The sequence below is a fragment of the Pseudomonas sp. C321 genome, assembly GCF_055407105.1.
The window spans coordinates 674904-698338 of sequence record NZ_JBUZRB010000002.1; the positions used below are offsets into that span (position 1 = coordinate 674904).

General features: G+C 59.7%; 25 protein-coding genes. 14 read left to right on the top strand and 11 right to left on the bottom strand.

The window, feature by feature from the left end; genetic code table 11:
• The first annotated feature begins 34 nt into the window (after positions 1-34).
• The 3 genes from ACZRJ6_RS09140 to ACZRJ6_RS09150 all read left to right on the top strand — a co-directional run bounded on the left by ACZRJ6_RS09140 (position 35) and on the right by ACZRJ6_RS09150 (position 3681).
• Positions 35-1093, top strand: coding sequence for a PA0069 family radical SAM protein (locus tag ACZRJ6_RS09140; protein ID WP_133100585.1), 1059 nt, complete (start codon positions 35-37; stop codon positions 1091-1093).
• 228 nt (positions 1094-1321) lie between these two features.
• The gene (locus ACZRJ6_RS09145) at positions 1322-2053 is read left to right on the top strand and encodes a carbonic anhydrase (RefSeq protein WP_350615011.1); all 732 of its coding nucleotides are present in this window, start codon (positions 1322-1324) and stop codon (positions 2051-2053) included.
• 86 nt (positions 2054-2139) lie between these two features.
• Positions 2140-3681, top strand: coding sequence for a SulP family inorganic anion transporter (locus ACZRJ6_RS09150; protein WP_350615009.1), 1542 nt, complete (start codon positions 2140-2142; stop codon positions 3679-3681).
• A 54-nt stretch (positions 3682-3735) separates the two neighbouring features.
• On the opposite strand, the gene ACZRJ6_RS09155 is transcribed toward ACZRJ6_RS09150, so the two are convergent.
• Complete coding sequence (locus ACZRJ6_RS09155) at positions 3736-4383, bottom strand: hypothetical protein (protein ID WP_463967473.1); 648 nt, start codon at positions 4381-4383, stop codon at positions 3736-3738.
• A 367-nt stretch (positions 4384-4750) separates the two neighbouring features.
• Here ACZRJ6_RS09155 and coxB point away from each other — a divergent pair, with 367 nt between their 5' ends.
• The 4 genes from coxB (at position 4751) to ACZRJ6_RS09175 (ending at position 9039) form a co-directional block, all read left to right on the top strand.
• On the top strand, positions 4751-5878 hold the full coding sequence (gene coxB / locus ACZRJ6_RS09160; RefSeq protein WP_463967472.1) for a cytochrome c oxidase subunit II: 1128 nt from the start codon (positions 4751-4753) through the stop codon (positions 5876-5878).
• A 70-nt stretch (positions 5879-5948) separates the two neighbouring features.
• Positions 5949-7538 carry a cytochrome c oxidase subunit I gene (gene ctaD, locus ACZRJ6_RS09165; protein WP_463967471.1) on the top strand — a complete coding sequence of 530 codons (1590 nt, stop codon included), beginning with the start codon at positions 5949-5951 and terminating at the stop codon, positions 7536-7538.
• A gap of 27 nt (positions 7539-7565) precedes the next feature.
• The gene (locus tag ACZRJ6_RS09170; protein WP_463967470.1) at positions 7566-8117 is read left to right on the top strand and encodes a cytochrome c oxidase assembly protein; all 552 of its coding nucleotides are present in this window, start codon (positions 7566-7568) and stop codon (positions 8115-8117) included.
• Positions 8118-8151: 34 nt separating this feature from the next.
• The gene (locus ACZRJ6_RS09175) at positions 8152-9039 is read left to right on the top strand and encodes a cytochrome c oxidase subunit 3 (RefSeq protein ID WP_463967469.1); all 888 of its coding nucleotides are present in this window, start codon (positions 8152-8154) and stop codon (positions 9037-9039) included.
• A gap of 6 nt (positions 9040-9045) precedes the next feature.
• Here ACZRJ6_RS09175 and ACZRJ6_RS09180 read toward each other — a convergent pair whose 3' ends face one another.
• Positions 9046-9249 carry a twin transmembrane helix small protein gene (locus ACZRJ6_RS09180; protein WP_463967468.1) on the bottom strand — a complete coding sequence of 68 codons (204 nt, stop codon included), beginning with the start codon at positions 9247-9249 and terminating at the stop codon, positions 9046-9048.
• A gap of 85 nt (positions 9250-9334) precedes the next feature.
• On the opposite strand from ACZRJ6_RS09180, the gene ACZRJ6_RS09185 reads away from it, so the two are divergent.
• Genes ACZRJ6_RS09185 through ACZRJ6_RS09205 form a run of 5 tightly spaced genes read left to right on the top strand, consistent with a single transcriptional unit; the run spans position 9335 to position 13249 of the window.
• The gene (locus tag ACZRJ6_RS09185; protein WP_463967467.1) at positions 9335-10075 is read left to right on the top strand and encodes an SURF1 family protein; all 741 of its coding nucleotides are present in this window, start codon (positions 9335-9337) and stop codon (positions 10073-10075) included.
• The gene (locus ACZRJ6_RS09190; protein ID WP_463967466.1) at positions 10041-10640 is read left to right on the top strand and encodes a hypothetical protein; all 600 of its coding nucleotides are present in this window, start codon (positions 10041-10043) and stop codon (positions 10638-10640) included. The genes ACZRJ6_RS09185 and ACZRJ6_RS09190 overlap by 35 nt, the downstream gene beginning before the upstream one ends.
• A gap of 10 nt (positions 10641-10650) precedes the next feature.
• Entirely contained in the window at positions 10651-11730 is a 1080-nt protein-coding gene (locus tag ACZRJ6_RS09195) for a COX15/CtaA family protein (protein WP_463967465.1), read from the top strand.
• Positions 11718-12617: a heme o synthase gene (cyoE, locus tag ACZRJ6_RS09200; protein ID WP_133100573.1), complete on the top strand. Its 900-nt coding sequence runs from the start codon at positions 11718-11720 to the stop codon at positions 12615-12617. Before ACZRJ6_RS09195 ends, cyoE begins: the two co-directional genes overlap by 13 nt.
• Positions 12614-13249, top strand: a complete 636-nt coding sequence (locus ACZRJ6_RS09205) for an SCO family protein (RefSeq protein WP_463967464.1) — start codon at positions 12614-12616, stop codon at positions 13247-13249. The genes cyoE and ACZRJ6_RS09205 overlap by 4 nt, the downstream gene beginning before the upstream one ends.
• Positions 13250-13303: 54 nt before the next feature.
• Here the strand turns inward: ACZRJ6_RS09205 and ACZRJ6_RS09210 are convergent, their stop codons facing one another.
• Genes ACZRJ6_RS09210 through ACZRJ6_RS09220 form a run of 3 tightly spaced genes read right to left on the bottom strand, consistent with a single transcriptional unit; the run spans position 13304 to position 15810 of the window.
• A complete protein-coding gene (locus tag ACZRJ6_RS09210) occupies positions 13304-14077 on the bottom strand; it encodes a MetQ/NlpA family ABC transporter substrate-binding protein (protein WP_463967463.1) in 774 nt (257 codons plus the stop codon).
• Positions 14078-14128: 51 nt separating this feature from the next.
• On the bottom strand, positions 14129-14803 hold the full coding sequence (locus ACZRJ6_RS09215) for a methionine ABC transporter permease (protein ID WP_149412765.1): 675 nt from the start codon (positions 14801-14803) through the stop codon (positions 14129-14131).
• Complete coding sequence (locus ACZRJ6_RS09220; protein WP_463967462.1) at positions 14803-15810, bottom strand: methionine ABC transporter ATP-binding protein; 1008 nt, start codon at positions 15808-15810, stop codon at positions 14803-14805. The genes ACZRJ6_RS09215 and ACZRJ6_RS09220 overlap by 1 nt, the downstream gene beginning before the upstream one ends.
• A 268-nt stretch (positions 15811-16078) precedes the next feature.
• Between ACZRJ6_RS09220 and katE the strand changes: the two genes are divergently transcribed.
• Positions 16079-18220: a catalase HPII gene (gene katE, locus ACZRJ6_RS09225; protein ID WP_463967461.1), complete on the top strand. Its 2142-nt coding sequence runs from the start codon at positions 16079-16081 to the stop codon at positions 18218-18220.
• A gap of 52 nt (positions 18221-18272) precedes the next feature.
• Here katE and ACZRJ6_RS09230 read toward each other — a convergent pair whose 3' ends face one another.
• The 4 genes from ACZRJ6_RS09230 to zur are packed head-to-tail and all read right to left on the bottom strand — an operon-like array spanning position 18273 to position 21078.
• Positions 18273-18992 carry a PA5502 family lipoprotein gene (locus ACZRJ6_RS09230; RefSeq protein WP_463967460.1) on the bottom strand — a complete coding sequence of 240 codons (720 nt, stop codon included), beginning with the start codon at positions 18990-18992 and terminating at the stop codon, positions 18273-18275.
• 37 nt (positions 18993-19029) lie between these two features.
• The gene (gene znuB / locus ACZRJ6_RS09235; protein WP_463967459.1) at positions 19030-19818 is read right to left on the bottom strand and encodes a zinc ABC transporter permease subunit ZnuB; all 789 of its coding nucleotides are present in this window, start codon (positions 19816-19818) and stop codon (positions 19030-19032) included.
• The gene (znuC, locus tag ACZRJ6_RS09240) at positions 19811-20596 is read right to left on the bottom strand and encodes a zinc ABC transporter ATP-binding protein ZnuC (protein WP_133100565.1); all 786 of its coding nucleotides are present in this window, start codon (positions 20594-20596) and stop codon (positions 19811-19813) included. Before znuC ends, znuB begins: the two co-directional genes overlap by 8 nt.
• The gene (zur, locus tag ACZRJ6_RS09245) at positions 20596-21078 is read right to left on the bottom strand and encodes a zinc uptake transcriptional repressor Zur (RefSeq protein WP_463967458.1); all 483 of its coding nucleotides are present in this window, start codon (positions 21076-21078) and stop codon (positions 20596-20598) included. Before zur ends, znuC begins: the two co-directional genes overlap by 1 nt.
• A gap of 58 nt (positions 21079-21136) precedes the next feature.
• Between zur and ACZRJ6_RS09250 the strand changes: the two genes are divergently transcribed.
• Positions 21137-22066 (top strand): zinc ABC transporter substrate-binding protein, encoded by a 930-nt coding sequence (locus ACZRJ6_RS09250; RefSeq protein WP_463967457.1) that lies wholly within the window; start codon positions 21137-21139, stop codon positions 22064-22066.
• Between the two features lie 31 nt (positions 22067-22097).
• On the opposite strand, the gene ACZRJ6_RS09255 is transcribed toward ACZRJ6_RS09250, so the two are convergent.
• Together ACZRJ6_RS09255 and ACZRJ6_RS09260 are read right to left on the bottom strand one after the other, a co-directional pair.
• Positions 22098-23048 (bottom strand): homoserine kinase, encoded by a 951-nt coding sequence (locus ACZRJ6_RS09255; protein ID WP_463967456.1) that lies wholly within the window; start codon positions 23046-23048, stop codon positions 22098-22100.
• A 56-nt stretch (positions 23049-23104) separates the two neighbouring features.
• Positions 23105-23395 (bottom strand): DUF2782 domain-containing protein, encoded by a 291-nt coding sequence (locus ACZRJ6_RS09260; protein ID WP_133100561.1) that lies wholly within the window; start codon positions 23393-23395, stop codon positions 23105-23107.
• Positions 23396-23435 lie beyond the last annotated feature (40 nt).

Sequence of the window (23435 nt, forward strand, 5' to 3'; positions counted from 1 at the left end):
GTACTGTATAAAAAAACAGTATATAGGCGCTTTCATGTTCACTCCTCTGCCGCCACGCGGGCGGGGCACCGCCACTAACCTGCACAATCGTTTCGCACCCACCGTCAGCGTGGCCGAGGATGACGGCTGGTACCAGGAAGTGCCACCGACCCAGGGCACCGAAGTCCGTATCGAGATGGCGAAAACCATCATCACCCGCAACAACTCCCCAGACTTGCCGTTCGACCGCTCCATCAACCCCTACCGAGGCTGCGAGCATGGTTGTATCTACTGCTATGCGCGGCCCAGCCACGCCTATTGGGACATGTCCCCTGGGCTGGATTTTGAAACCAAATTGATTGCCAAGACCAACGCCGCCGACGTGCTGGAGCAGCAACTGTCGAAACCGGGCTATACCTGCGCGCCGATCAACCTGGGGTCCAATACCGACCCGTACCAGCCTATCGAACGCGAGTACAAGATCACCCGGCAAACGCTGCAAGTGCTGCTGCGCTATCGCCATCCGGTGACGATCATCACCAAGGGCTCGCTGATTCTGCGGGACCTCGACCTGCTCACCGAGTTGGCGCAACAACGGTTGGTGGCAGTGATGATCAGCCTCACCAGCCTGGACGACGAACTCAAGCGCATTCTGGAACCGCGCACGGCGGCGCCCAAGGCGCGGTTGCGGGCCATTCGGGTGATGCGTGAGGCGGGAATTCCGGTGGGGGTACTGTGTTCGCCGATGATCCCGATGATCAACGACAGCGAACTGGAAAGCCTGCTGGCCGAAGCCCATGCGGCTGGCGCACAGAGCGCGGCCTACATGATGTTGCGCCTGCCCCTGGAGGTGGCGCCGTTGTTTGAGGAATGGCTGGCGGCCCATTATCCGCAGCGGGCAGCCCATGTGATGAGTCTGGTGCGTCAGGTACGGGGCGGTGAGGTCTACGACAGTCGCTTCGGCGTGCGCATGCGCGGTGAAGGGCCATTTGCGGATCTATTGGCGCAGCGGTTTGCCAAGGCGATCAAACGACTTGGGCTCAATCGTCGGGAAGGGTTTAATCTGGACTGCACAGCGTTTTGTCCGCCCGGCAGGCAAATGGCATTGTTGTAGACTCATGCAGGTACGCGGACTATTTACGGTTGAGTAGTCGCGCTTTGACATCACTGAGGCCCGCGAGATAGAGCGGTTGATTCAGTTTGAGTTAAGTTTCGGTAGTTAACGTGTTCATCGAGTGACTAATGAGTCGGCGCCTCTGGTTTTGCAGCTTTCCAACTATTGCACTGGTTGCGCGCCGAACAGAACTGGAAAGCTCCCCTGCTCCAACCAAGAGGATGAATCATGAGTGACAAGGATAAACAGCCGTTGGCTGCGTCGGCTTCAGCCCCTCACGAGGCGGAGTCCGCCGATGCAGCGCTGCAACACATTGTTGAAGGTTTTTTGCATTTTCATCACGAGATCTTTCCGCAGCAGGAAGAACTCTTCAAGAAGCTCGCCACGGCCCAGAGCCCTAGGGCGATGTTTATTGCCTGCGCCGATTCGCGCATCGTTCCGGAACTGATCACCCAAAGTGCCCCTGGCGATTTGTTTGTGACCCGTAACGTCGGCAACGTCGTGCCGCCTTATGGGCAGATGAACGGCGGTGTTTCCACCGCCATCGAATACGCGGTACTGGCTTTGGGCGTGCAGCACATTATCATTTGTGGCCATTCCGATTGCGGCGCCATGCGTGCGGTGCTCAACCCGCTGAGCCTGGAAAAAATGCCCACGGTCGCAGCCTGGCTGCGTCATGCCGAGGTTGCCAAGACCATGGTCCAGGACAACTGTCATTGCACCAGCGAAGTCGAAAGCATGCATGTGCTGACTGAAGAAAACGTGATCGCCCAGTTGCAGCATTTGCGCACTCACCCGTCCGTGGCCTCACGCATTGCCAACGGTCAGTTGTTTATCCATGGCTGGGTCTACAACATCGAAACCAGCGAAATCAAAGCCTACGATGCGGAAAAAGGGGCGTTCCTGCCGTTGAACGGTACCCAACCGATCCCTTCGGCGACGCCTAAAGCGCGCTTCTAAAACATTCCCAATGTCGGGTAACGCGATGGCTGCCGTTGAAGCAGCCAGGCCTTTCCATGCCCGGCGAATGCCTCGGGAGAGTCATCATGCGTGCTGCTCAATTAAAAGCTGTACTGCCACGGGAGCTGTTGGCCTCCGTGGTTGTGTTTTTGGTCGCCCTGCCCTTGTGCATGGGGATTGCCATTGCGTCGGGGATGCCACCGGCCAAAGGTCTGATCACCGGTATTATCGGTGGTTTGGTGGTGGGTTGGATGGCTGGCTCGCCACTGCAAGTCAGCGGCCCGGCGGCGGGCCTGGCGGTGCTGGTATTCGAAGTGGTGCGCCAGCATGGCATGGTCATGCTCGGGCCGATCCTGCTGTTGGCGGGCTTTCTGCAACTGGTGGCCGGGCGTTTGCGCCTGGGTTGCTGGTTCCGTGTTACCGCGCCAGCGGTGGTGTACGGGATGCTGGCGGGGATTGGGGTGTTGATCGTGCTGTCGCAGGTCCATGTGATGCTCGACGGCGTACCGAAACCCTCTGGGCTGGATAATCTCGCCGGCTTCCCGGCAGCGTTGATCCAGGCTATCCCGACGCTGGGCGGCGGGTTGGGCTGGCAGGCCGGTCTGCTCGGATTATCGACGATCCTGGTGATGTGGCTATGGGACAAGTTTCGTCCGCAAAAGCTGCGCTTCGTGCCAGGCGCCTTGCTCGGTGTGGGATTGGCGACGGTGACCAGCCTGGTGCTGGCATTACAGGTAAAGCGGGTGGAAGTGCCGGAAAACCTGGCGGACGCCATTGACTGGCTGCGCCCCAGCGACCTGCTGAACCTGGCCGATCCCAATCTGTTGATCGCAGCCTTCGCGGTGGCCTTTATCGCCAGCGCTGAAACCCTTCTGTCGGCTGCCGCTGTCGACCGTATGCACAATGGCCAGCGTTCCGACTTCGACAAGGAACTATCGGCCCAAGGTGTGGGCAACATGCTCTGTGGCTTGGTCGGTGCGTTGCCGATGACCGGCGTGATCGTGCGCAGCTCGGCCAACGTCCAGGCCGGTGCCACTACGCGCTTGTCGGCGATGTTCCATGGCCTGTGGCTGCTGGCGTTCGTCTTGCTGCTGTCCAGTGTGCTGCAAAGCATTCCGGTGGCGAGCCTGGCGGGTGTGTTGGTGTACACCGGTATCAAGTTGGTGGACATCAAGGCTTTCCGTGGCCTGGCCCGTTACGGTCGGATGCCGATGTTCACTTATGCGGCCACTGCGCTGGTGATCGTTTTCACTGACTTGTTGACCGGCGTACTGGTGGGCTTCGGGCTGACCCTGGCCAAACTGGCGTGGAAGGCTTCACGGCTGAAAATCAGCCTGATCGATCTGCCCAAGGACGGCGAAATGGAGTTGCGACTGACCGGTGCGGCAACCTTTCTCAAGGTGCCAGCGTTGACCCAGGTGTTGTCGACGGTGCCGGCGGGAACCACCGTGCATGTACCGCTCAATAACTTGAGTTACGTGGACCACTCCTGCCTTGAGTTGCTGGAAGAATGGGGGCGGGCCAATGCGGCCAAGGGTTCGACGCTGGTGATCGAGGCGCGAGGGTTGAAGCGGCGGCTGGAAGGCCGGGTGCGGACGACTACCGGAATCGGTTCTGCCGCAGTCTAAAAGTGGCGAGGGGGACAAGCCCCCTCGCCACAAACGCTGGCGTTATACAGGGATTCAGGCCGGCTGATCCAGATCTAACCCAACACCCAACTGCCGCGACAGGCACGGCCAGCGCTTCCAGGCTGCCTCAGTGTCCGGGCTCTTGAGCTTGTCGCGGTAGGCTTCGACAGACTCCAGGGCAAAGCTGTCTTCATTGAGCATCTCATCCACCGCGTGGTGCACTGCCTCGTCCAGTTGATTGGCGAAGGTCTCACCGATCAATTGATGAGCAATCACATTGGCCACCGTGGTATCCAGCGGAATCAACGGCTGGCCAAAATGCTTGATGTACAGGTCATTGACCTCTTCCACCAGGCGATGGGCCAGGTAGGCCTCGTCCAGCAAACTATCCAGGCCTTCATGGCCGGCCAGGATCGCTGGCGGCTGGAGAAAGAAATGCTCGGCGATTTTCAGCACCGGTTTGATCTGGCTTTCGATACCGGCTTCACGGGCCACATCGTTGGCGGCATCCAGCAAGTCCGGTACCTGGTCGATGTAGGCGGCAACAAAGCGGGTCATCACGCCCTTGGCGTCGACGTCAGGCAGAGAAATCGCCGGGTGCAGGTGCGGTAACTGAACTTCCAATTGACGGGTCAACTGGCCAGTGCTGGATTCATGTTGATGGGCACGGGAAATCTGCTCGCGCAATGCGGCGGTGTTCATGAAAGCTCCAGGAAAATAGGCGTAGGAAAAGGGAAAACACAAGGTAACTCGTTTATACGAGCCCCTCAGACGCATTTGTCATAATTATTTCATGGTTATGCACCGACGTTATATCGAATTGCCATCGTTCGTCGGATAACCCACGCCGTCAGCTATTTTGCCGGCCCCGTTCGTCCATTTCCGTTCATTTGCTCGATCACATTGCGGGGTGGCGGTCGCTGTCTATACTCGGTTTTGTACGCAATTAGCTGATGACGCCCGACTGCATGAGCAGGCAAGGCTTGGCGGTGTGTTTGCAATATGGAAGCCGCTCCCTTGGCCGCAGGTGCAAACCGGCGGGATAACAAGAACGATAAGGGGAACCCGCATGACGCGACATCCACACGTTTGGATGGGCCTACTCTTGTGGTCAGTATTCAGCCAGGCGCAAGCCGCCTGGACAGTGAATATGACACCAGGGGCCACAGAGGTAAGTAACGCGGTGTTCGATCTGCACATGACCATTTTCTGGATATGTGTGGTGATCGGCATTGTGGTGTTTGGCGCGATGTTCTGGTCGATGATCGTCCATCGTCGCTCAACCGGGCAGGTGGCGGCCAAGTTCCACGAGAGTACGACGGTGGAGATCCTCTGGACCGTGGTGCCCTTGCTGATTCTCGTGGCCATGGCCATTCCGGCGACCAAGACCCTGATCAACATCTACGACAGCAGTGAATCGGATATCGATATCCAGGTCACCGGCTACCAGTGGAAGTGGCATTACAAATACCTGGGTCAGGACGTCGAATTCTTCAGCAACCTGGCCACTCCCGCCGAGCAGATCCATAACCAGGCCGTCAAGGGCGAGCATTACCTACTGGAAGTTGACCAGCCGCTGGTGATTCCCGTGGGCGCCAAAGTGCGCTTTCTGGTGACTGCCGCCGATGTAATCCATTCCTGGTGGGTGCCGGCCTTTGCGGTCAAGCGCGACGCCATCCCTGGTTTCGTCAACGAGGCCTGGACCCGGGTCGAGAAGCCCGGCATCTATCGTGGCCAGTGCGCCGAGTTGTGTGGCAAGGACCATGGCTTCATGCCGATCGTAGTCGAGGTCAAGTCCAAGGCCGACTACGACACCTGGCTCGGTGAGCGCAAGGAAGAGGCTGCCAAGCTCAAGGAACTGACCTCCAAGGAGTGGACCCTCGAAGAGCTCGTGGCCCGTGGCGACAAGGTCTACCACACCACCTGTGTGGCCTGTCACCAGGCCGAAGGCCAGGGCTTGCCACCAATGTTCCCGGCCCTCAAGGGTTCGAAAATCGCCATGGGACCGAAGGAAGCTCACCTGGGTATCGTCTATCACGGCAAGCCAGGTACTGCGATGGCAGCCTTCGGCAAGCAGCTTTCGGAAGTCGATATCGCCGCCGTCGTGACCTACGAACGCAATGCCTGGGGCAACAACAAAGGCGACATGGTCACCCCCAAAGACGTGCTGGCCATCAAACAGGCGGAAAGCAAATGACTTCCTTCATTGCATCTTTCCTGAACCGGTCTGCTGACCGTCCCGCCCACTCGTTTGCAGGAGAAAGGCCATGAGCACTGTGATCGATGACCACGGCCATGCCGGTGACCACGCTCATGGGCCCGCCAAAGGCTTGATGCGTTGGGTGCTGACCACCAACCATAAAGACATCGGGACCATGTACCTGTGGTTCAGCTTCGCCATGTTCCTGCTGGGCGGCTCGTTCGCCATGGTGATCCGTGCTGAGCTATTCCAGCCGGGCTTGCAGATCGTCGAGCCGGCGTTTTTCAACCAGATGACCACCATGCACGGCCTGATCATGGTCTTCGGTGCGGTGATGCCGGCGTTCGTGGGCCTGGCCAACTGGATGATCCCGTTGATGATCGGCGCGCCGGACATGGCTCTGCCGCGTATGAATAACTTCAGTTTCTGGCTGTTACCGGCGGCGTTCCTGCTGCTGGTGTCCACGCTGTTCTCTCCGGGCGGAGGGCCGAACTTCGGCTGGACCTTCTACGCCCCACTCTCCACCACCTATGCGCCCGAAAGCGTGACCTTCTTCATCTTTGCCATCCACCTGATGGGCATCAGTTCGATCATGGGCGCGATCAACGTGGTCGCCACTATCCTCAACCTGCGCGCCCCCGGCATGACCCTGATGAAAATGCCGTTATTCGTCTGGACCTGGCTGATCACCGCCTTCCTGCTGATCGCGGTGATGCCGGTGTTGGCGGGTTGCGTGACCATGATGCTGATGGACATCCACTTTGGCACCAGCTTCTTCAGCGCTGCTGGTGGCGGTGACCCGGTCTTGTTCCAGCATGTGTTCTGGTTCTTCGGCCATCCCGAGGTGTACATCATGATCCTGCCGGCCTTCGGCGCCGTCAGCTCGATCATCCCAACCTTCTCGCGCAAGCCGTTGTTCGGCTACACCTCGATGGTCTACGCCACGGCGAGCATCGCCTTCCTGTCGTTTATCGTTTGGGCGCACCACATGTTCGTGGTGGGCATTCCGCTGGTGGGCGAGTTGTTCTTCATGTACGCGACACTGCTGATTGCGGTGCCTACTGGGGTCAAGGTGTTCAACTGGGTCAGCACCATGTGGCAAGGCTCGCTGACTTTCGAGACGCCGATGTTGTTTGCCGTGGCTTTCGTGATCCTGTTCACCATCGGCGGCTTCTCTGGGCTGATGCTGGCCATCGCCCCGGCGGACTTCCAGTACCACGACACCTACTTCGTGGTGGCGCACTTCCATTACGTATTGGTGCCAGGGGCTATCTTCGGGATCTTCGCCTCGGCCTACTACTGGCTGCCGAAATGGACCGGCCACATGTACGACGAAACCCTGGGGAAACTGCACTTTTGGCTGTCGTTCGTGGGGATGAACATGGCGTTCTTTCCGATGCACTTCGTCGGGCTGGCCGGCATGCCGCGCCGGGTGCCGGATTACAACCTGCAGTTCGCTGACTTCAATATGGTGTCTTCCATCGGCGCCTTCACCTTTGGCGCAACGCAGATCTTCTTCCTGTTCATCGTCATCAAGTGCATTCGCGGCGGCAAGCCTGCGCCGGCCAAACCATGGGATGGAGCTGAGGGGCTGGAGTGGAGCGTGCCTTCACCAGCGCCGTATCACACCTTCACCACGCCGCCGGAGGTCAAGTGAACACCGTGATGGGTGCAGGGGGTGGTCATGTCTGACTCCATACCCCTCAATCGGCTGGTCACGCGTCTGCTGATCCTGGTGCTGGCGATGTTCGCCTTTGGCTTTGCCCTGGTGCCGATCTACGACGTGATGTGCAAGGCGTTCGGCATCAACGGCAAGACCGCGGGGCAGTACGAGGGCTCGCAGGTTGTCGACCCGTCGCGCCAGGTGCGGGTGCAGTTTCTCTCCACCAATGCCATCGACATGGTCTGGGAGTTTCATTCCAAGGCCGACGAAATCGTGGTCAACCCCGGCGCGGTCAACGAGATGATTTTTGTCGCCTTCAACCCCAGCGACAAGCCGATGACTGCGCAGGCGATCCCGAGCATTTCCCCGGCCGAAGCGGCGATGTACTTCCACAAGACCGAGTGTTTTTGCTTCACCCAGCAAGTGCTGCAGCCAGGCGAGCGCATCGAGATGCCGGTGCGTTTCATTGTCGATCGCGACATGCCCAAGGATGTGAAGCATTTGACCCTGGCGTACACGCTGTTCGATATCACCGCGCGCCAACCGCCCGTGGCTGTCCATACCGGCGGCTAGGCGTGCCTGCGGGCTCGATTAGGAGAACGAATACATGTCAACTCATGATACGTACTACGTACCAGCGCAAAGCAAATGGCCGATAATTGCCACGATTGGCATGCTGGTCACAGTGTACGGCCTGGGCGTGTGGTTCAACGACCTCAAGGCGGCACGTCCGGAATCCCATGGCCCGCTGATCTTTTTCGTCGGTGGCCTGTTACTGGCCTACATGATGTTTGGCTGGTTTGGTGCGGTGATCAAGGAAAGCCGTGCCGGGTTGTACAGCGCGCAGATGGACCGTTCCTTTCGCTGGGGCATGACCTGGTTCATTTTTTCCGAGGTGATGTTTTTTATCGCCTTCTTCGGTGCGCTGTTTTACGTGCGCCACATGTCTGGCCCATGGTTGGGGGGGGAGGGCTCCAAGGGTGTGGCGCACATGCTCTGGCCAAACTTCGAGTTCGCCTGGCCGCTGCTCAATAACCCCGACCCGAAACTCTTCCCTGCACCCGAAGGCACCATCAGCCCGTGGGGCCTGCCGCTGGTCAATACCATCCTGCTGGTCAGCTCCAGCGTGACCATCACCATCGCCCACCATGCCCTGCGCAAGGGTCATCGTGGCGCGTTGAAAATCTGGCTGGCGATCACCGTGCTGCTGGGGCTGGCATTCCTCGGGTTTCAGGCCGAGGAATACATCCACGCCTACAAGGAGTTGGGCCTGACGTTGGGTTCCGGCGTGTACGGTGCGACCTTCTTCATGCTGACGGGTTTTCACGGCGCCCACGTGACCATCGGCACCATCATTCTGTTTGTGATGCTGATGCGCGTTCTGCGGGGGCATTTCAATGCTGAGCACCAGTTCGGCTTCGAGGCGGCCAGCTGGTATTGGCACTTTGTAGACGTGGTGTGGATTGGGTTGTTTTTCTTCGTTTACGTGCTCTGAGGCGCCTTACCACGGCGCGTGGGACACCAACTGGCCGCTGTAGAAGCCCCAGGTAATCAGCAACACGGTGATCACGGCCAGCACGACACGTACGGTCAAGGCAGTGACGAGGCGGTTGGAGTTTCCCTCGTCCTTGACCAAAAAGAACAAGCCACTGAACAGGCTCACAACGGTAGCGATCAGCATCAGGGCAATAGCTGCTTTGAGCATGGTCTGGCTCCAGGACTCTTTATTTGGAGGGGCGGGCAATGAGATTCAGTATAGCCAGCGCAGTGTCGACCTTTGCGGCAACGCCATGAAACGTTTTCGCCCCGGGATTGCGCCGACGCTGGTGGTGTTTGTGCTGCTGCCTCTGATGGTGTGGCTCGGCTTCTGGCAATTGTCCCGTGGGCAGGAAAAACAGGTACTGCTGGAAAACTACGCCGAGCGCCGTGCTGGCGAGCCGATGAGCAGTGATCAATTGAGCGCCAGTGCTGATCCGGCCTTTCGCCGTGTACATCTGCGCGGACAGTTCGACGCCGCCCACAGCGTGCTGCTGGATAACCGCATGCGCGACGGCAAGGTCGGCGTCGAGTTGCTGCAACCCTTTCATGACCAGGCGAGCGGTCTTTGGCTGCTGCTCAATCGCGGCTGGCTGCCTTGGCCGGATCGCCGCACGCCGCCAGCCTTCACCACGCCCGAACAACCGTTGAATGTCGATGCCTGGGTCTATGTCGCTCCTGGCGCGACCTTCCAGCTGCACGCGGACCCGGCGGGTGCGCAATGGCCGCGACTGCTGACAGCGCTGCATCCCGACACGCTGTGGGCGGAGTTGGGGCGTAGCGGGTTTGCCTATGAATTGCGGGCTGAAGCGGGTCCTGCGACCTACGAAACCCACTGGCCTGTTGTCGCCATGGGGCCGGAAAAACACCTGGGATATGCCGTGCAGTGGTTCGCCATGGCGGTGGCGCTGTTCGGTCTTTACCTCTACCTCGGATGGCACAACGCAAGGGAGAAGCACCATGGGAGCGGCCATGAATCCACTCAACATGTCTGACGCGTCGCAGTTGCCCGGTCGTAGCAAGGGGCGCTGGCAACTGATCCTGATCGTGCTGATGGTGATCGGCCCGATGGTGCTGGCCACCTTCATGTACAAACTGCAGTTCTGGGTACCGGAAAACCGCAGCTATCACGGCGAACTGATCGGCAATGGCCAGACCCGCGCCGACATCGGTGTGCAGGCAAACGAGGAGCGCTGGCAGTTGCTGGTCACCGCGCCTGCGGCTTGCGCTACCGATTGCCAGCAACTGGTGTACCTGGCGCGCCAACTGCAAATCGGCCTGGGTCGCGATGCCTCCCGCGCCAGTCATGCCTTGGCCGTCGCGCAACCGGTGAGTACCGAGTACGAGGCAAAGCTCAAGGTTGAGTACCCACAATTGCAGCGCTACCCCCTGGACCTGCCGACCTTCAACAAGGACGCCGCGGCCCAGGGCAACGGTGACGCCCAACTGTGGATCGTTGATCCCCACGGCAACCTGGTGTTGCGCTATGACGCTCGGGTCAAGGGCAAGGATTTACTGAACGACCTGCGCCTGTTGTTGAAACTGTCGAATATCGGATAAGGGCATCGTCATGGCCAAACCTGGATTTCGCCTCGCGTTGTTTGCCACCTTGCTCGCACTGATTGTGGTGCTGCTGGGTGCCTATACCCGGCTGACCCATGCTGGCCTCGGTTGCCCGGATTGGCCGGGCTGCTACGGCTTTATCAGCGTGCCGAACAGCGAAGCCCAACTGGCCCATGCCGAGCTGCATTTCCCGGACGCTCCAGTGGAGGCCGACAAGGGCTGGAACGAGATGCTCCACCGCTACTTTGCCGGCACGCTGGGGTTGTTGATCGCCCTGCTGGCCGCACGCGCCTGGACCCATCGGCGTCATCCGGGGCAGCCATTGAAGTTGCCGTTGTTTCTGCTGGCGGTGGTGATCGCCCAGGCGGCGTTTGGTATGTGGACGGTGACCCTCAAGCTTTGGCCGCAAGTGGTCACCGGGCACCTGTTGGGCGGATTTGCGACGTTGAGCCTGCTGTTTTTGCTGACCTTGCGATTGTCTGGTGTGTTGCCGGCGCTGATTGTGCCTAGGCGCCTGCAATATTGGGCCACCGCCGGGTTGGTGCTGGTGGTCGGTCAGATTGCCTTGGGCGGTTGGGTCAGCTCCAACTATGCGGCGGTGGCTTGTATCGACCTGCCCACCTGTCATGGGGAGTGGTGGCCGGCCGCTGATTTCGCCAATGGCTTTCACCTGACCCAGCACATCGGCCCCAATTACCTGGGCGGGCAACTGGACAGCGATGCGCGCACCGCGATTCACCTGACTCACCGGATTGGCGCCGTGATAGTCACGGTCGTGTTGCTGGGCCTGGCCTGGCAGCTCAGGGCGGTCGGCATGACGCGCTTGGCCGGTCTGCTGCTGGTGGCGTTGACGGCACAGATCAGCCTTGGCCTGAGCAACGTCTATTTCCACTTGCCGCTGCCGGTGGCAGTCGCTCATAACGCCGGCGGCGCAGCTTTATTACTGACGCTGGTATTGGTCAATTATCACGCACGAACCAGTCTGGTTCGGGTCAGGCATCAACTGCCGTGGGGCTGGCGCTTCAGCCCGCGTCGACAGGTTTCGGGCCTCATAACTATTAAAGGAGAGATGCCATGGCGACCTTGATCGGCGAGCGCCACAGTCAGGCGATCTGGCGTGATTACCTGGAGCTGACCAAGCCTAAGGTGGTGGTGCTAATGCTCATCACCTCGCTGGTGGGCATGTTCCTCGCCACTCGCGCCGGCGTGCCGTGGACGGTACTGATCTTTGGCAATCTGGGGATCGCCCTGTGTGCCGGCGGCGCGGCCGCGGTCAATCATGTGGTGGACCGGCGCATTGATGCGGTGATGGCGCGTACTCACAAGCGTCCGCTGGCCGAAGGTCGGGTATCACCGGCCGCTGCCCTGACCTTCGCCATGGCACTGGCGGTGGGAGGGCTTGCGCTGCTGCTGGCATTTACCAATCCGCTGGCGGCCTGGCTGACTTTGGCCTCGCTGCTGGGTTATGCGGTGATCTACACCGGCTTTCTCAAGCGGGCGACGCCGCAGAATATCGTCATCGGCGGCCTTGCTGGCGCCGCGCCGCCGCTGTTGGGTTGGGTGGCGGTCACCGGCCACGTCAGCGCCGAACCGTTGCTGCTGGTGCTGATCATCTTCGCCTGGACTCCGCCGCACTTCTGGGCCCTGGCGATTCATCGCAAGGAGGAGTACGCCAAGGCCGATATCCCGATGCTGCCGGTGACTCACGGCGAGCACTACACCAAGGTGCATATCCTGCTGTACACCTTCGCGTTGCTGGCGGTCAGCCTGATGCCCTATGTCATCCACATGAGTGGGTTGCTGTACCTGGGATGTGCACTGGTTCTGGGCGGTCGCTTTCTGCAATGGGCCTGGGTGCTGTACCGTGGCAGTCGGCCGCACGCGGCGATCAACACCTTCAAGTACTCTATCTGGTACCTGTTTTTACTGTTTATCGCCCTGCTCGTAGACCACTACTTATTGTTGAACCTATGACTCGAACTCAAAAAACTGTCTTTATCCTGGTGGCCCTGGTGGCGTTGATCTTGGGCCTGACCGTTAACAAAGTACTGTCTGGCAAGGGCCAGGGTGATCCGACGGCGTTGATCGACGCAGGGATTATCCTGTTGCCGCAAAGTCGTCAATTGCCGCCCGTGACCATGACCAACCAGGACGGCCAGCCGGTGGTGATCAACGAGTTGAAGGACAAGTGGAGCCTGCTGTTCTTCGGCTACACCTTCTGCCCTGACATCTGCCCCACCACCCTCGCCCAGTTGCGGCAGATCAAGAGTGAGCTGCCCAAGGATGTGGTGGATAAGCTGCAGATCGTCTTGGTCAGCATCGATCCCCACCGCGACACTCCGGCGCAGCTCAAGCAGTACCTGGGTTACTTCGACCCGCAGTTCCTGGGTCTGACGGGCGCCAGTGTGGACGATGTGCAGAAGGTGTCTAACGCCGTGAGCATCCCGTTTATTCCTGCTGATACCAGCAAGCCCAACTACACCGTCGACCACAGTGGCAACCTGGCGCTGATCGGCCCGGATGGTACTCAGCGTGGCTTTATACGGGCGCCGCTGAACAACCAGAAGCTGGTGGCGCAGTTGCCAGGGTTGTTGCAGCGTAAATAAACAAAACCCCATCCGACGTAAGTAGGATGGGGTTTTTGTTGTTTCAGCTTCGGATCAGAACGCTGGCAATACCGCGCCTTTGTACTTCTCAAGAATGAACGCTTTCACTTCTGGACTGTGCAGGGCCGCGACCAGCTTCTTCATGGCGTCCGAGTCCTTGTCGTCCGGGCGGGCTACCAGGATGTTGACGTAAGGCGAGTCGCTGCCTTCGATCACCAGGGCGTCCTTGGACGGGTCCAGCTTGGCTTCCAGGGCGTAGTTGGTGTTGATCAGCGCCAGGTCGACCTGGGTCAGCACGCGCGGGATGGTGGCGGCTTCCAGTTCGCGGAACTTCAGTCCTTTCGAATTTTCGGTGATGTCCTTGATGGTCGACAGGATGTTGGTCGAGTCCTTCAATTTGATCAGGCCGGCCTTCTCCAGCAGCAACAGCGCACGGCCGCCGTTGGTGGCGTCGTTGGGGATCACCACACTGGCGCCGTCTGGCAGCTCGGCCAGGGTCTTGTATTTGCTGGAGTAGACGCCCAATGGCTCCAGGTGCACACCGGCAACGCTCACCAGGTTTGTGCCCTTGGCCTTGTTGAACTCATTCAGGTATGGCTGGTGCTGGAAGAAGTTGGCGTCCAGGCGTTTTTCGGCCACTTGCACGTTCGGTTGAACGTAGTCGGTGAAGACTTTGACCTTCAGATCAACGCCTTCCTTGGCCAGTGCTGGCTTGATGAATTCGAGGATTTCGGCGTGAGGCACAGGCGTCGCGGCGACTGTCAGGGTCTCGGCGGCGTGGGCGGAAAACGCGGCAACGGCGGCAAAAGCAACCAGTAGTTTTTTCATCCAGCAAGCTCCTTGTTCGGACATTGGCCAACTTTTGGCCGGGAATGGCCGTTATTTTCGAGAAAAGTGCGTCACCAGCTTGTCGCCGATGGTTTGTAGAATTTGCACCAGCACGATCAGCATCACCACGGTGACAACCATTACGTCGTCCTGAAAGCGCTGATAACCATAGCGGATTGCCAGGTCGCCCAGGCCGCCGGCACCCACCACGCCCGCCATGGCGGTATAACCCACCAACGCGATGGCTGTGACGGTGATGGCCGCGATGATGCCGGGACGCGCCTCGGGTAGCAGGGCGTTCATGATGATCTGCCGGGTAGTCGCGCCCATGGCCTGCGTCGCCTCAATGATGCCGCGATCCACTTCGCGCAGGGCGGTTTCCACCAGCCGGGCGAAGAACGTCGACGCGCCGACCACCAGCGGTGGAATCGCGCCGGCCACGCCCAGGGAGGTGCCCGTAAGGAAGACGGTGGTGGGAATCATCACAATCAACAGGATGATAAATGGCAGGGAGCGTATCGCGTTAACCACGAAGGCCAGTACCGAGTAGGTAGTTTTCTGCTCCAGCAATTGCCGTGGGCTGCACAGGAACAGCAAAATGCCCAGCGGCAGGCCTACCAGCACGGTGAAGAGCAGGGAGGTACTGAGCATGAGCATGGTGTCGCCGGTGGCGACCCAGATGTCCGTCCAGTCAACCTGGTCGAAGTAATGCAGTAAATCGTCCATTAACGCAGGATCTCCATGTGGACATCGGCCGCGGTGAAGCGGGTGAACGCTGCATCCATGTCGCCGCCGGTGATGGCCAGGGTCAGTTGCCCGTAGGGAGTGTCTTTGATGTGGTCTATACGGCCGGCGAGGATGCTGTAGTCCACGCCCGTTTCGCGAGCGACAGTACCGAGCAGCGGCGCGTAGGTTGCTTCGCCCTGGAACGTCAGGCGCACGATGCGGCCAGGAACGTGGGCGAAGTCATCACGCTGCTCACCTTCGTCGATCTGTTCGGACTCTTGCACGAAGCGTTTGGTGGTCGGGTGCTTGGGGTGCAGGAATACGTCAGCCACGGTGCCTTGCTCGACGATGACGCCGGCGTCCATCACAGCCACCTGATCGCAAACCCGACGGATCACGTCCATTTCATGGGTGATCAGCACGATGGTCAGCTTCAACTCGCGGTTGATCTCGGCCAGCAGTTGCAGGACTGAGGCGGTGGTCTGCGGGTCGAGGGCGCTGGTGGCCTCATCGCACAGCAGGATTTTCGGCTTGGTGGCCAGGGCGCGGGCGATGCCGACGCGCTGCTTCTGGCCGCCTGACAACTGGGCCGGGTACTTCTTGGCGTGGTCCGACAGGCCGACACGCTCCAGCAATTCAGCAACACGCTGGTTGATCTCGCGGCGCGACAATTCGCCCGCCAGGATCAGTGGCAACGCCACGTTGTCGGCGACAGTCTTGGAGGCCAGCAGGTTGAAGTGCTGGAAGATCATTCCGACCTGCTGCCGGAAACGGCGCAAACCGTTGGCATCCAAGGCGGTGACTTCTTCGTCATCTACCTTGATCTGGCCACCACTTGGCTCTTCCAGGCGATTGATCAGGCGCAGCAGCGTGCTTTTTCCCGCGCCAGAGTGGCCAATCAGGCCGAACACCTGGCCATTCTCGACCCGCAGGCTGGTGGGGTGCAGCGCGGGGATATCCTTACCGGCGACCCGGTAGGTTTTGTGGACGTTATGAAACTCGATCACGTAGCGAACCTTGTGGGGCGCATTAAAAAGGGATCAGCGGTTAGCCGGGCGCGCATTTTAGCCTGTCCGTATAGAGGCTCTTAGCATTTATTTCGCATCCGACCAGCGATTTGGCAATAACACGATCAAAGGTCATAAAAAAGGAACGGTCCAAAACAGTTTCAGTCACTACTTAAGCAACTCGAAATACCCAGGTGCCGTGCCTGGGGTTTTGCTCAAAAAGAGCCGGGGATTGCTCTGGCCTACGCAAACGAGGAGTTTTTGTCTGATGAGCACTAAAAAACCAGTGACCCCGCCCAAGAGCGAACTGGCGGGTACCGACACCCTGGACCGTGGCAACACCAATGAGAAGCTGCGCAGCCTGGAAAAATTCCGCTCCGACGCAACAGGCCAGGCGCTGCGTACCAATCAAGGCGTAAAAGTCTCCGACAACCAGAACAGCTTGAAGGTCGGCCCCCGAGGCCCTTCGCTGCTGGAAGACTTCATCATGCGTGAAAAAATCACGCACTTTGACCATGAGCGCATCCCGGAGCGCATTGTTCATGCCCGTGGCACCGGTGCTCATGGTTATTTTCAGACCTATGAAAACCATTCGGCGCTGACCAAGGCTGGTTTTCTGCGGGACCCTGGCCATAAAACCCCGGTCTTCACCCGCTTTTCCACTGTGCAGGGCCCTCGGGGCTCTGGTGATACCGTGCGCGACGTGCGCGGTTTTGCGGTGAAGTTCTTTACCGACGAAGGCAACTTCGATCTGGTGGGCAACAATATGCCGGTGTTTTTTATTCAGGACGCGATCAAGTTTCCCGACTTCGTCCATGCGGTAAAGCCTGAGCCGCATAACGAGATGCCTACCGGCGGTTCGGCCCACGATACCTTTTGGGACTTTGTTTCGCTGCAGCCGGAATCGGCCCATATGGTGATTTGGGCGATGTCTGACCGGGCGATTCCCAAAAACCTGCGAAGCATGCAAGGTTTTGGCGTTCACACCTTTCGTTTGATCAACGCTGAAGGTAAGTCCAACTTCGTAAAATTCCACTGGCGGCCGACCGTTGGCACCTGCTCGCTGGTGTGGGATGAGGCGCAAAAGCTTGCAGGTAAAGATGCCGACTACCATCGTCGTGACCTGTGGGAATCCATCGAAGGCGGCGACTACCCGGAATGGGAGTTGGGCGTGCAGATCATTGCCGAGGAAGACGAGCACACGTTCGACTTCGACATTCTCGACCCAACCAAGTTGATTCCTGAAGAGCTGGTGCCGATCACGCCGCTGGGCAAGATGGTGCTTAACCGCAACCCGGACAATTTCTTTGCCGAAGTCGAGCAAGTGGCGTTCTGTCCTGGGCATATCGTGCCGGGCATCGACTTCTCCAACGATCCGCTGCTGCAAGGCCGGCTATTTTCCTATACCGACACGCAGATCAGCCGACTGGGCGGGCCGAACTTTCATGAGCTGCCGATCAATCGCCCGGTATCGCCGTTCCATAACGGCCAGCGCGATGCCATGCACCGCACCACCATCGACAAGGGACGCGCCTCCTACGAGCCTAACTCGATTGATGGCGGGTGGCCGAAGGAAACCCCGCCGGCTGCGCAAGACGGCGGGTTTGAAACCTATCCAGAGCGCGTCGATGCCCACAAGATCCGCGAGCGCAGTGAATCGTTTAGCGATCACTTCTCCCAGGCTCGGTTGTTTTTCCGCAGCATGAGCAAACCCGAGCAGGAGCACATCATCGCCGCCTACAGCTTTGAGTTGGGCAAGGTTGCGCGCGAGTTTATCCGCGCCCGTCAGGTCAACGAGATCCTGGCCAATATTGACCTGGAACTGGCCAAGCGTGTTGCGCAGAACCTCGGCTTGCCAGTGCCGAAAAAAGGCACGCTGCCTGAGCGCAAGACGGCTCCAGAGCGTTCGCCGGCGTTGAGCCAGGCCAACTTGCTTTCGGGTGATATCAAGACCCGCAAAGTGGCGATTCTGGCGGCCAACGGAGTTGATGGCGCAGCAATTGATGCGTTGAAGAAGGCGCTGATGGCGCTAGGTGCGCACGCCAAGCTACTGGGGCCGACGTCGGCACCGGTGACCACCGCCGATGGCAAGAGCCTGCCGGTGGATGCGTCGAGGGAAGGCTCGCCGTCTGTGGCGTTCGATGCCGTGTTTGTACCGGGCGGAGCGAAGTCGGTGCAGGCGTTGAGCGGCGATGGCGTGGCTCTGCACTACCTGCTGGAGGCGTACAAGCATTTGAAGGCGATTGCGTTGGCCGGCGAGGCGAAGCAATTGTTGGATGTGTTGAAGCTGGAGGCGGATGCGGGGTTGATTGTCGGCGGGGATGCCAAGGCGTTTAAGGCGTTTTTTGCGGCGATTGCCCAGCATCGGGTTTGGGATCGGGAGCCTAAGGCCAAGGCTATTCCGGCCTAAACTGCGATTAAAACTGTAGGAGCGAGCAAGCTCGCTCCTACAGTGATTGGCGTCAGTCCGGCTTGCGCGGAATCAGCACAACCTGAGCAGGGATATTTTTCAGAATTTGCCGGTGAATCTTCAGGTCATACCCCGAGTCAATCCGTTTCACCCGTTTGGTCAGCAAGGTGGCCAGCCACGGGTAATCCTCGGTGCGCGGCGCCTGGATGCTGACATCGCACTGGTAATTCACCACATCGGTGGCAATCGCATCCAGTTGATGGCGCAATTTCTCAATGTCGGTGAGGTTCAGCGCCACGGTAGTGCTTTCAGCGGCCGGGTCGATGACCTTGGCCGGTGGCTTGGCTTCGGCAGCCTTCAGCGCGGCTTCGGCTTTATCCAGCTCCGCTTTACGGGCGTGGGCGATGGCGCTGTTGACGCCACCGGTCAGCGCCGGTGCCTTGGGCATTAACGCCCGGGCACGGCTCAGGGCCGTGGCTGCGGCGTTGACATCACCTTTTTGCAGGACGATCTGGCTGCGCTGCAAGTAGGCTTCTGCCAATTGACGCTGATAGGGTTCCAGCGTCGGATCGTTAGGCGATTGGGCCTGCAACGTGGCGAGTTGGTCTTCGGCGGTAGCCAATTCGCTGCTGGCGAGGTTTTGTTCCAGTTGTGCGATGGCCGTAGCCCGCGCATCCGGAACCTGGGGGGCGACGGGCGGTGTGTTTTGGCAGGCGCCCAGCAGCAGGGAAAATGCGGCAAGGAGCAGATAACGGGAGGTGAACGGCTTCATTCCTGCGACTCTCTAATTGCGCAAAAAGCGAGCAAGTCTACACCCCTCGACGGGGCAGGACAAAACTCAGCAGAAACAGCGCGGCTGCCGTGACCACAATCGATGGCCCGGCCGGTGTGTCCTTGAACCAGGACAGCGCCAGGCCACCACACACGGCAATCATCCCCAGCACGCTGGCGCCGACCGCCATTTGCTCCGGAGAGCGGGCATGGCGTTGGGCAGCTGCCGCGGGAATGATCAGCAGCGAGGTGATCAACAATACGCCGACAATCTTCATCGCGACAGCAATCACCACGGCGATCAGCAACATCAGGGTCATGCGTAGCGCTGCGACGGGCAATCCTTCGACGGTGGCCAGCTCTTCATGGACAGTGATCGCCAGCAATGGGCGCCACAGGGTCACCAGCAAAATAAGCACCGCGGCGCTGCCGCCGAGGATCCAGGCCAGGTCGGTAGGGCTGATCGCCAGCAGGTCGCCGAACAGATAGGCCATCAGGTCGATCCGTACTTCATGCATGAAGCTTAGTACTACCAGACCCAACGACAGGGTGCTCGGTGCAAGAATCCCCAAAAGCGTGTCGGACGCCAGTGGCTGGCGCTTTTGCAAGGTCACCAGCAGCACCGCCAGCAGCAGGCAGCCGACGGTCACGGCGATGGAGGGGCTGACGTCCAGCAAAAAGCCCATGGCCACGCCCAGCAGAGCGGCGTGGGACAAGGTATCGCCAAAATAGGCCATGCGTCGCCAGACCACAAACGAGCCCAGGGGGCCCGCCACCAGTGCCAGAGCCAAGCCTGCCAGCAGGGCGTAGAGCAGAAAATCAGCCATGCTTGCAGCTATCTCCGTGAACGTGGGTGTGGGGTGCCGGGGTTTCGTCGACCACTGCGCCATTCAGGTCATGGGCGTGATCGTGGCGATGGTGGTAGATGGCGAGGCTCTGGGCGTTCTTGCCGAACAGCTCGACAAAGGCCGGGTCGCCGCTGACTTGTTCCGGGTGGCCGGAGCAGCAAACGTGACGATTGAGGCACACCACTTGGTCAGTAGTGCTCATGACCAGATGCAAATCGTGGGAAACCATCAGCACGCCGCAGCCATGGCGGTCTCGCAGACGGGTGATCAGGCTGTACAGCTCGGCCTGGCCGGCGACGTCGACGCCCTGCACAGGCTCATCGAGTACCAGCAATTGGGGTTCGCGCAACAGGGCGCGGGCCAGCAGCACGCGTTGCATTTCACCGCCGGAGATACTTTGCACCGGGCTGTCGATCACTTGTTCGGCGCCGACTTCCTTCAGGGCAGACTGGACGCGGGCGCGGTCCACGCCAGGCACCAAACGCAGGAACCGCAATACCGATAGCGGCAAGGTCGGGTCGACATGCAGCTTTTGCGGCATATAGCCCACACGCAGCTTCGGTTTGCGCCAGACGCTGCCACGGTCGGGCTTGAGCAAGCCGAGTACGGCGCGCACCAGGGTGGTCTTGCCGGCACCGTTGGGGCCGATCAGCGTAACGATCTGGCCTGGCTCGACGCTCAAGTGAATGTTGTCCAGCACGTTTTGCCCGGCGAACGTGACCCCGACCTGCTCCAGGCGGATTAGCGCAGTGCTCATCAAACCCCCTGGCAACCCGAGCAGATGCCGACCACTTCGACGGTTTGCCCTTCGACGTTGAAGCCGACATCACTGGCGCTTTTGATGATGGCGTCACTGATGATTTTTTGCTCAAGCTCGATGGCGGCGTGGCATTCGCGGCAGATCAGGAACTGGCCCTGGTGGGCGTGTTCCGGGTGATTGCAGCCGACAAAGGCGTTCAGTGAGGAGATGCGATGCACCAGGCCGTTTTCCAACAGGAAATCCAGCGCCCGGTAGACCGTCGGCGGTGCGGCACGGCGGCCGTCCTGTTCGCTGAGTACCCCAAGAATGTCGTAGGCACCCAGCGGCTTGTGGCTTTGCCAGACCAGTTCCAGCACCCGGCGCCGCAAGGCGGTCAGGCGCAGGCCTTGACGCGCGCACAGGGCGTCGGCCTCTGACAGCGCGCTGTGGACGCAGTGAGAGTGGTCATGGGGACGGCTGGCAAGCGGTGTTTTGGGCATGAGCGGCGACAGATATTTGTGAGAGACGTTATTATGTTACCTGTTCCTACGCCTTTGAGTGGTCATCGTGTCCCGACTTTTTCCCATTTTTGTCGTTTTCGTCACCAGTTTATTCATTACTGGCACCGCTCAGGCCGAGGTTCGGGTGCTTACCAGTATCAAACCCCTGCAACTGATTGCGGCCGCTGTGCAGGACGGTGTGGCGGTCCCAGAGGTGTTGCTGCCACCGGGAGCATCGCCTCATAACTACGCGCTGCGTCCTTCCGACGTACGGCGTGTGCAATCGGTGGATCTGATTTATTGGATCGGTCCGGACCTGGAAGGCTTTCTGCCGCGAGTCCTGAAAGGTCGCAGCTTGCCGACCGTGGCCATTCAGGACCTCCCAGGGCTTAAACTGCGGCACTTCGCCGACGATGGCCACTCCCACGCCGAAGATGGCGACGATCATGATCACGATCATCGCCCTGGCAGCCTTGATGCCCATTTGTGGCTGTCACCGATCAATGCCCGGGTGATCGCAACGCGCATGGCGGCGGACCTCAGCGCTGCCGATCCGGCCAATGCCGAACGTTATCAGAGCAACCTGCAAGTCTTTGACGGCCGTCTGGATGCCTTGGATGTGCGTTTGAAGGCGCGCTTGTCTGGCGTTGCCGGCAAGCCGTACTTCGTGTTCCATGAAGCGTTTGACTACTTTGAAGATGCTTACGGCCTCAAGCACACCGGCGTGTTCAGCGTGGCCGCTGAAGTGCAGCCAGGCGCACAGCATGTCGCGGCGATGCGTACCCGCTTGCAGGAAGTTGGCAAGACGTGTGTGTTCAGCGAGCCACCATTGCGTCCGCGCCTGGCGCAAACGTTGGTGGCCGGTTTGCCGGTGAAGCTGGCAGAGCTGGATGCATTGGGTGGGTACACGCCGGCTACCGCTCAGGGTTATGAGCAGGTGCTGGAGAAATTGGGGAATGCTCTGGCGGGGTGCCTGGAGTCGTTGTAGGGGCCAGGCGGGCCCCTGCAAAATCGGTTTGTTACAGGGCGAACGGCAGCGGTGTATTGACCTGCTGGCGTTGCGCCAGGTGCTGCTGAAGCTCTCGCGGGTCATGAATCAGCACGTCCTGGCCGGCAAACGTCTTGGCAGCGATCAGGCGTGACAGCCAGAAGCGTACGCAAGCCACTCGCAACATCGTTGGCCACAACTCGGCTTCCTTGGCGGTAAACGGCCGCAAGCCTGCATAGGCTCCCAGCATCGCCCGTGCCCGTTGGCCATCAATCACGCCATCGGCATCCGAGCACCAGTCATTCAGGGCAATTGCCACGTCGTACAGCATCGGCCCCGAGCAGGCGTTGTAAAAGTCGATCAGACCGGTCAGGTGCGTACCTTCGAACATCGCGTTGTCGCGAAACAGGTCGGCGTGGATATTGGCCTGCGGCAGCGCCAGGATCTGCGCTTTGCGCTGCTGGATTTCGTCCAGTGCGTCCTGCAGCAGGCGGCGTTGTTCCTCATCGAGGTGCGAGATCAGCTGTGCACCTTCGTCGAGCATCCAGTCCAGCCCGCGATCAGTCTTGCGCTCCAGCACCTTGGCCTGGGTTGCTTGGTGCAGATGACCCAGCAGTTCACCCACTTGCGCGCAGTGCTGGGCGTTGGCGTCCTTGATGTGCTTGCCTGCCAGGCGCGGTTGCAGAAGTGCCGGTTTGCCGGCCAACTCCCGCAAGGCCACGCCGTCGGTGGTGCGCAGGGCATAAGGCACCGGAAGGCCGGCCTTGTGGAGCACGTCCAGCAGTTCGATGAAAAACGGCATTTCCTGGACGGGACCGCGTTCAACCAGGGTCAGGACAAACTCGCCCTTTTCCAGGCTGATGAAGAAGTTGGTGTTTTCGCTACCAGCGGCAATCCCCTGGAAGTCAAGCAGGCGGCCGAGCCCGTAAGGGGCCAGAAAGGTTTCCAGCTCGGGCCGAGCCAGGGGGGTGAACACAGACATGGTTAAAACTGCCAGTACGGGCGCCGCAGTGCGCAGCGCCGATTAAAGTTAAGAAATCATTTCCATTCGAAGATCTTCCATGACGGGATCAGCATATCCGGCTGGTCCGAGCGGATGAAGTTCGCATCGGTTCCGTCCGCGCGCACCAGAAAATAGGGTGGGGCACCCTTGACGGTGACCTTGATCGCATACAGGAAACCGTTTTGGCGGTACTCCCGAATCTCCCTGTCGCCTTCGGTGCGGATGGTAACGTCCGGGTCTCCCGAGGGGGCGGTGTCGGCCGCGATGGCAGCCATCGGAGCGATTGTAATCAAGCCGGTCAACAACAGGCGATTCAGTGTGCGCATGATAACCTTGTCCCTTTGTTGTCATTGGTCCGGCTATTCT

Coding starts and splice junctions, on each gene's coding strand:
- zur (WP_463967458.1), bottom strand. CDS start 21,078: ATGCCCAAAACACCGCTTGCCAGCCGTCCCCATGACCACTCTCACTGC.
- ACZRJ6_RS09260 (WP_133100561.1), bottom strand. CDS start 23,395: ATGCGCACACTGAATCGCCTGTTGTTGACCGGCTTGATTACAATCGCT.
- ACZRJ6_RS09175 (WP_463967469.1), top strand. CDS start 8,152: ATGTCAACTCATGATACGTACTACGTACCAGCGCAAAGCAAATGGCCG.
- znuB (WP_463967459.1), bottom strand. CDS start 19,818: ATGGCTGATTTTCTGCTCTACGCCCTGCTGGCAGGCTTGGCTCTGGCA.
- ACZRJ6_RS09210 (WP_463967463.1), bottom strand. CDS start 14,077: ATGAAAAAACTACTGGTTGCTTTTGCCGCCGTTGCCGCGTTTTCCGCC.
- ACZRJ6_RS09150 (WP_350615009.1), top strand. CDS start 2,140: ATGCGTGCTGCTCAATTAAAAGCTGTACTGCCACGGGAGCTGTTGGCC.
- ACZRJ6_RS09170 (WP_463967470.1), top strand. CDS start 7,566: ATGTCTGACTCCATACCCCTCAATCGGCTGGTCACGCGTCTGCTGATC.
- ACZRJ6_RS09140 (WP_133100585.1), top strand. CDS start 35: ATGTTCACTCCTCTGCCGCCACGCGGGCGGGGCACCGCCACTAACCTG.
- ACZRJ6_RS09155 (WP_463967473.1), bottom strand. CDS start 4,383: ATGAACACCGCCGCATTGCGCGAGCAGATTTCCCGTGCCCATCAACAT.
- ACZRJ6_RS09145 (WP_350615011.1), top strand. CDS start 1,322: ATGAGTGACAAGGATAAACAGCCGTTGGCTGCGTCGGCTTCAGCCCCT.
- ACZRJ6_RS09185 (WP_463967467.1), top strand. CDS start 9,335: ATGAAACGTTTTCGCCCCGGGATTGCGCCGACGCTGGTGGTGTTTGTG.
- ACZRJ6_RS09255 (WP_463967456.1), bottom strand. CDS start 23,048: ATGTCTGTGTTCACCCCCCTGGCTCGGCCCGAGCTGGAAACCTTTCTG.
- coxB (WP_463967472.1), top strand. CDS start 4,751: ATGACGCGACATCCACACGTTTGGATGGGCCTACTCTTGTGGTCAGTA.
- ACZRJ6_RS09195 (WP_463967465.1), top strand. CDS start 10,651: ATGGCCAAACCTGGATTTCGCCTCGCGTTGTTTGCCACCTTGCTCGCA.
- ACZRJ6_RS09215 (WP_149412765.1), bottom strand. CDS start 14,803: ATGGACGATTTACTGCATTACTTCGACCAGGTTGACTGGACGGACATC.
- ctaD (WP_463967471.1), top strand. CDS start 5,949: ATGAGCACTGTGATCGATGACCACGGCCATGCCGGTGACCACGCTCAT.
- ACZRJ6_RS09180 (WP_463967468.1), bottom strand. CDS start 9,249: ATGCTCAAAGCAGCTATTGCCCTGATGCTGATCGCTACCGTTGTGAGC.
- katE (WP_463967461.1), top strand. CDS start 16,079: ATGAGCACTAAAAAACCAGTGACCCCGCCCAAGAGCGAACTGGCGGGT.
- cyoE (WP_133100573.1), top strand. CDS start 11,718: ATGGCGACCTTGATCGGCGAGCGCCACAGTCAGGCGATCTGGCGTGAT.
- znuC (WP_133100565.1), bottom strand. CDS start 20,596: ATGAGCACTGCGCTAATCCGCCTGGAGCAGGTCGGGGTCACGTTCGCC.
- ACZRJ6_RS09190 (WP_463967466.1), top strand. CDS start 10,041: ATGGGAGCGGCCATGAATCCACTCAACATGTCTGACGCGTCGCAGTTG.
- ACZRJ6_RS09230 (WP_463967460.1), bottom strand. CDS start 18,992: ATGAAGCCGTTCACCTCCCGTTATCTGCTCCTTGCCGCATTTTCCCTG.
- ACZRJ6_RS09205 (WP_463967464.1), top strand. CDS start 12,614: ATGACTCGAACTCAAAAAACTGTCTTTATCCTGGTGGCCCTGGTGGCG.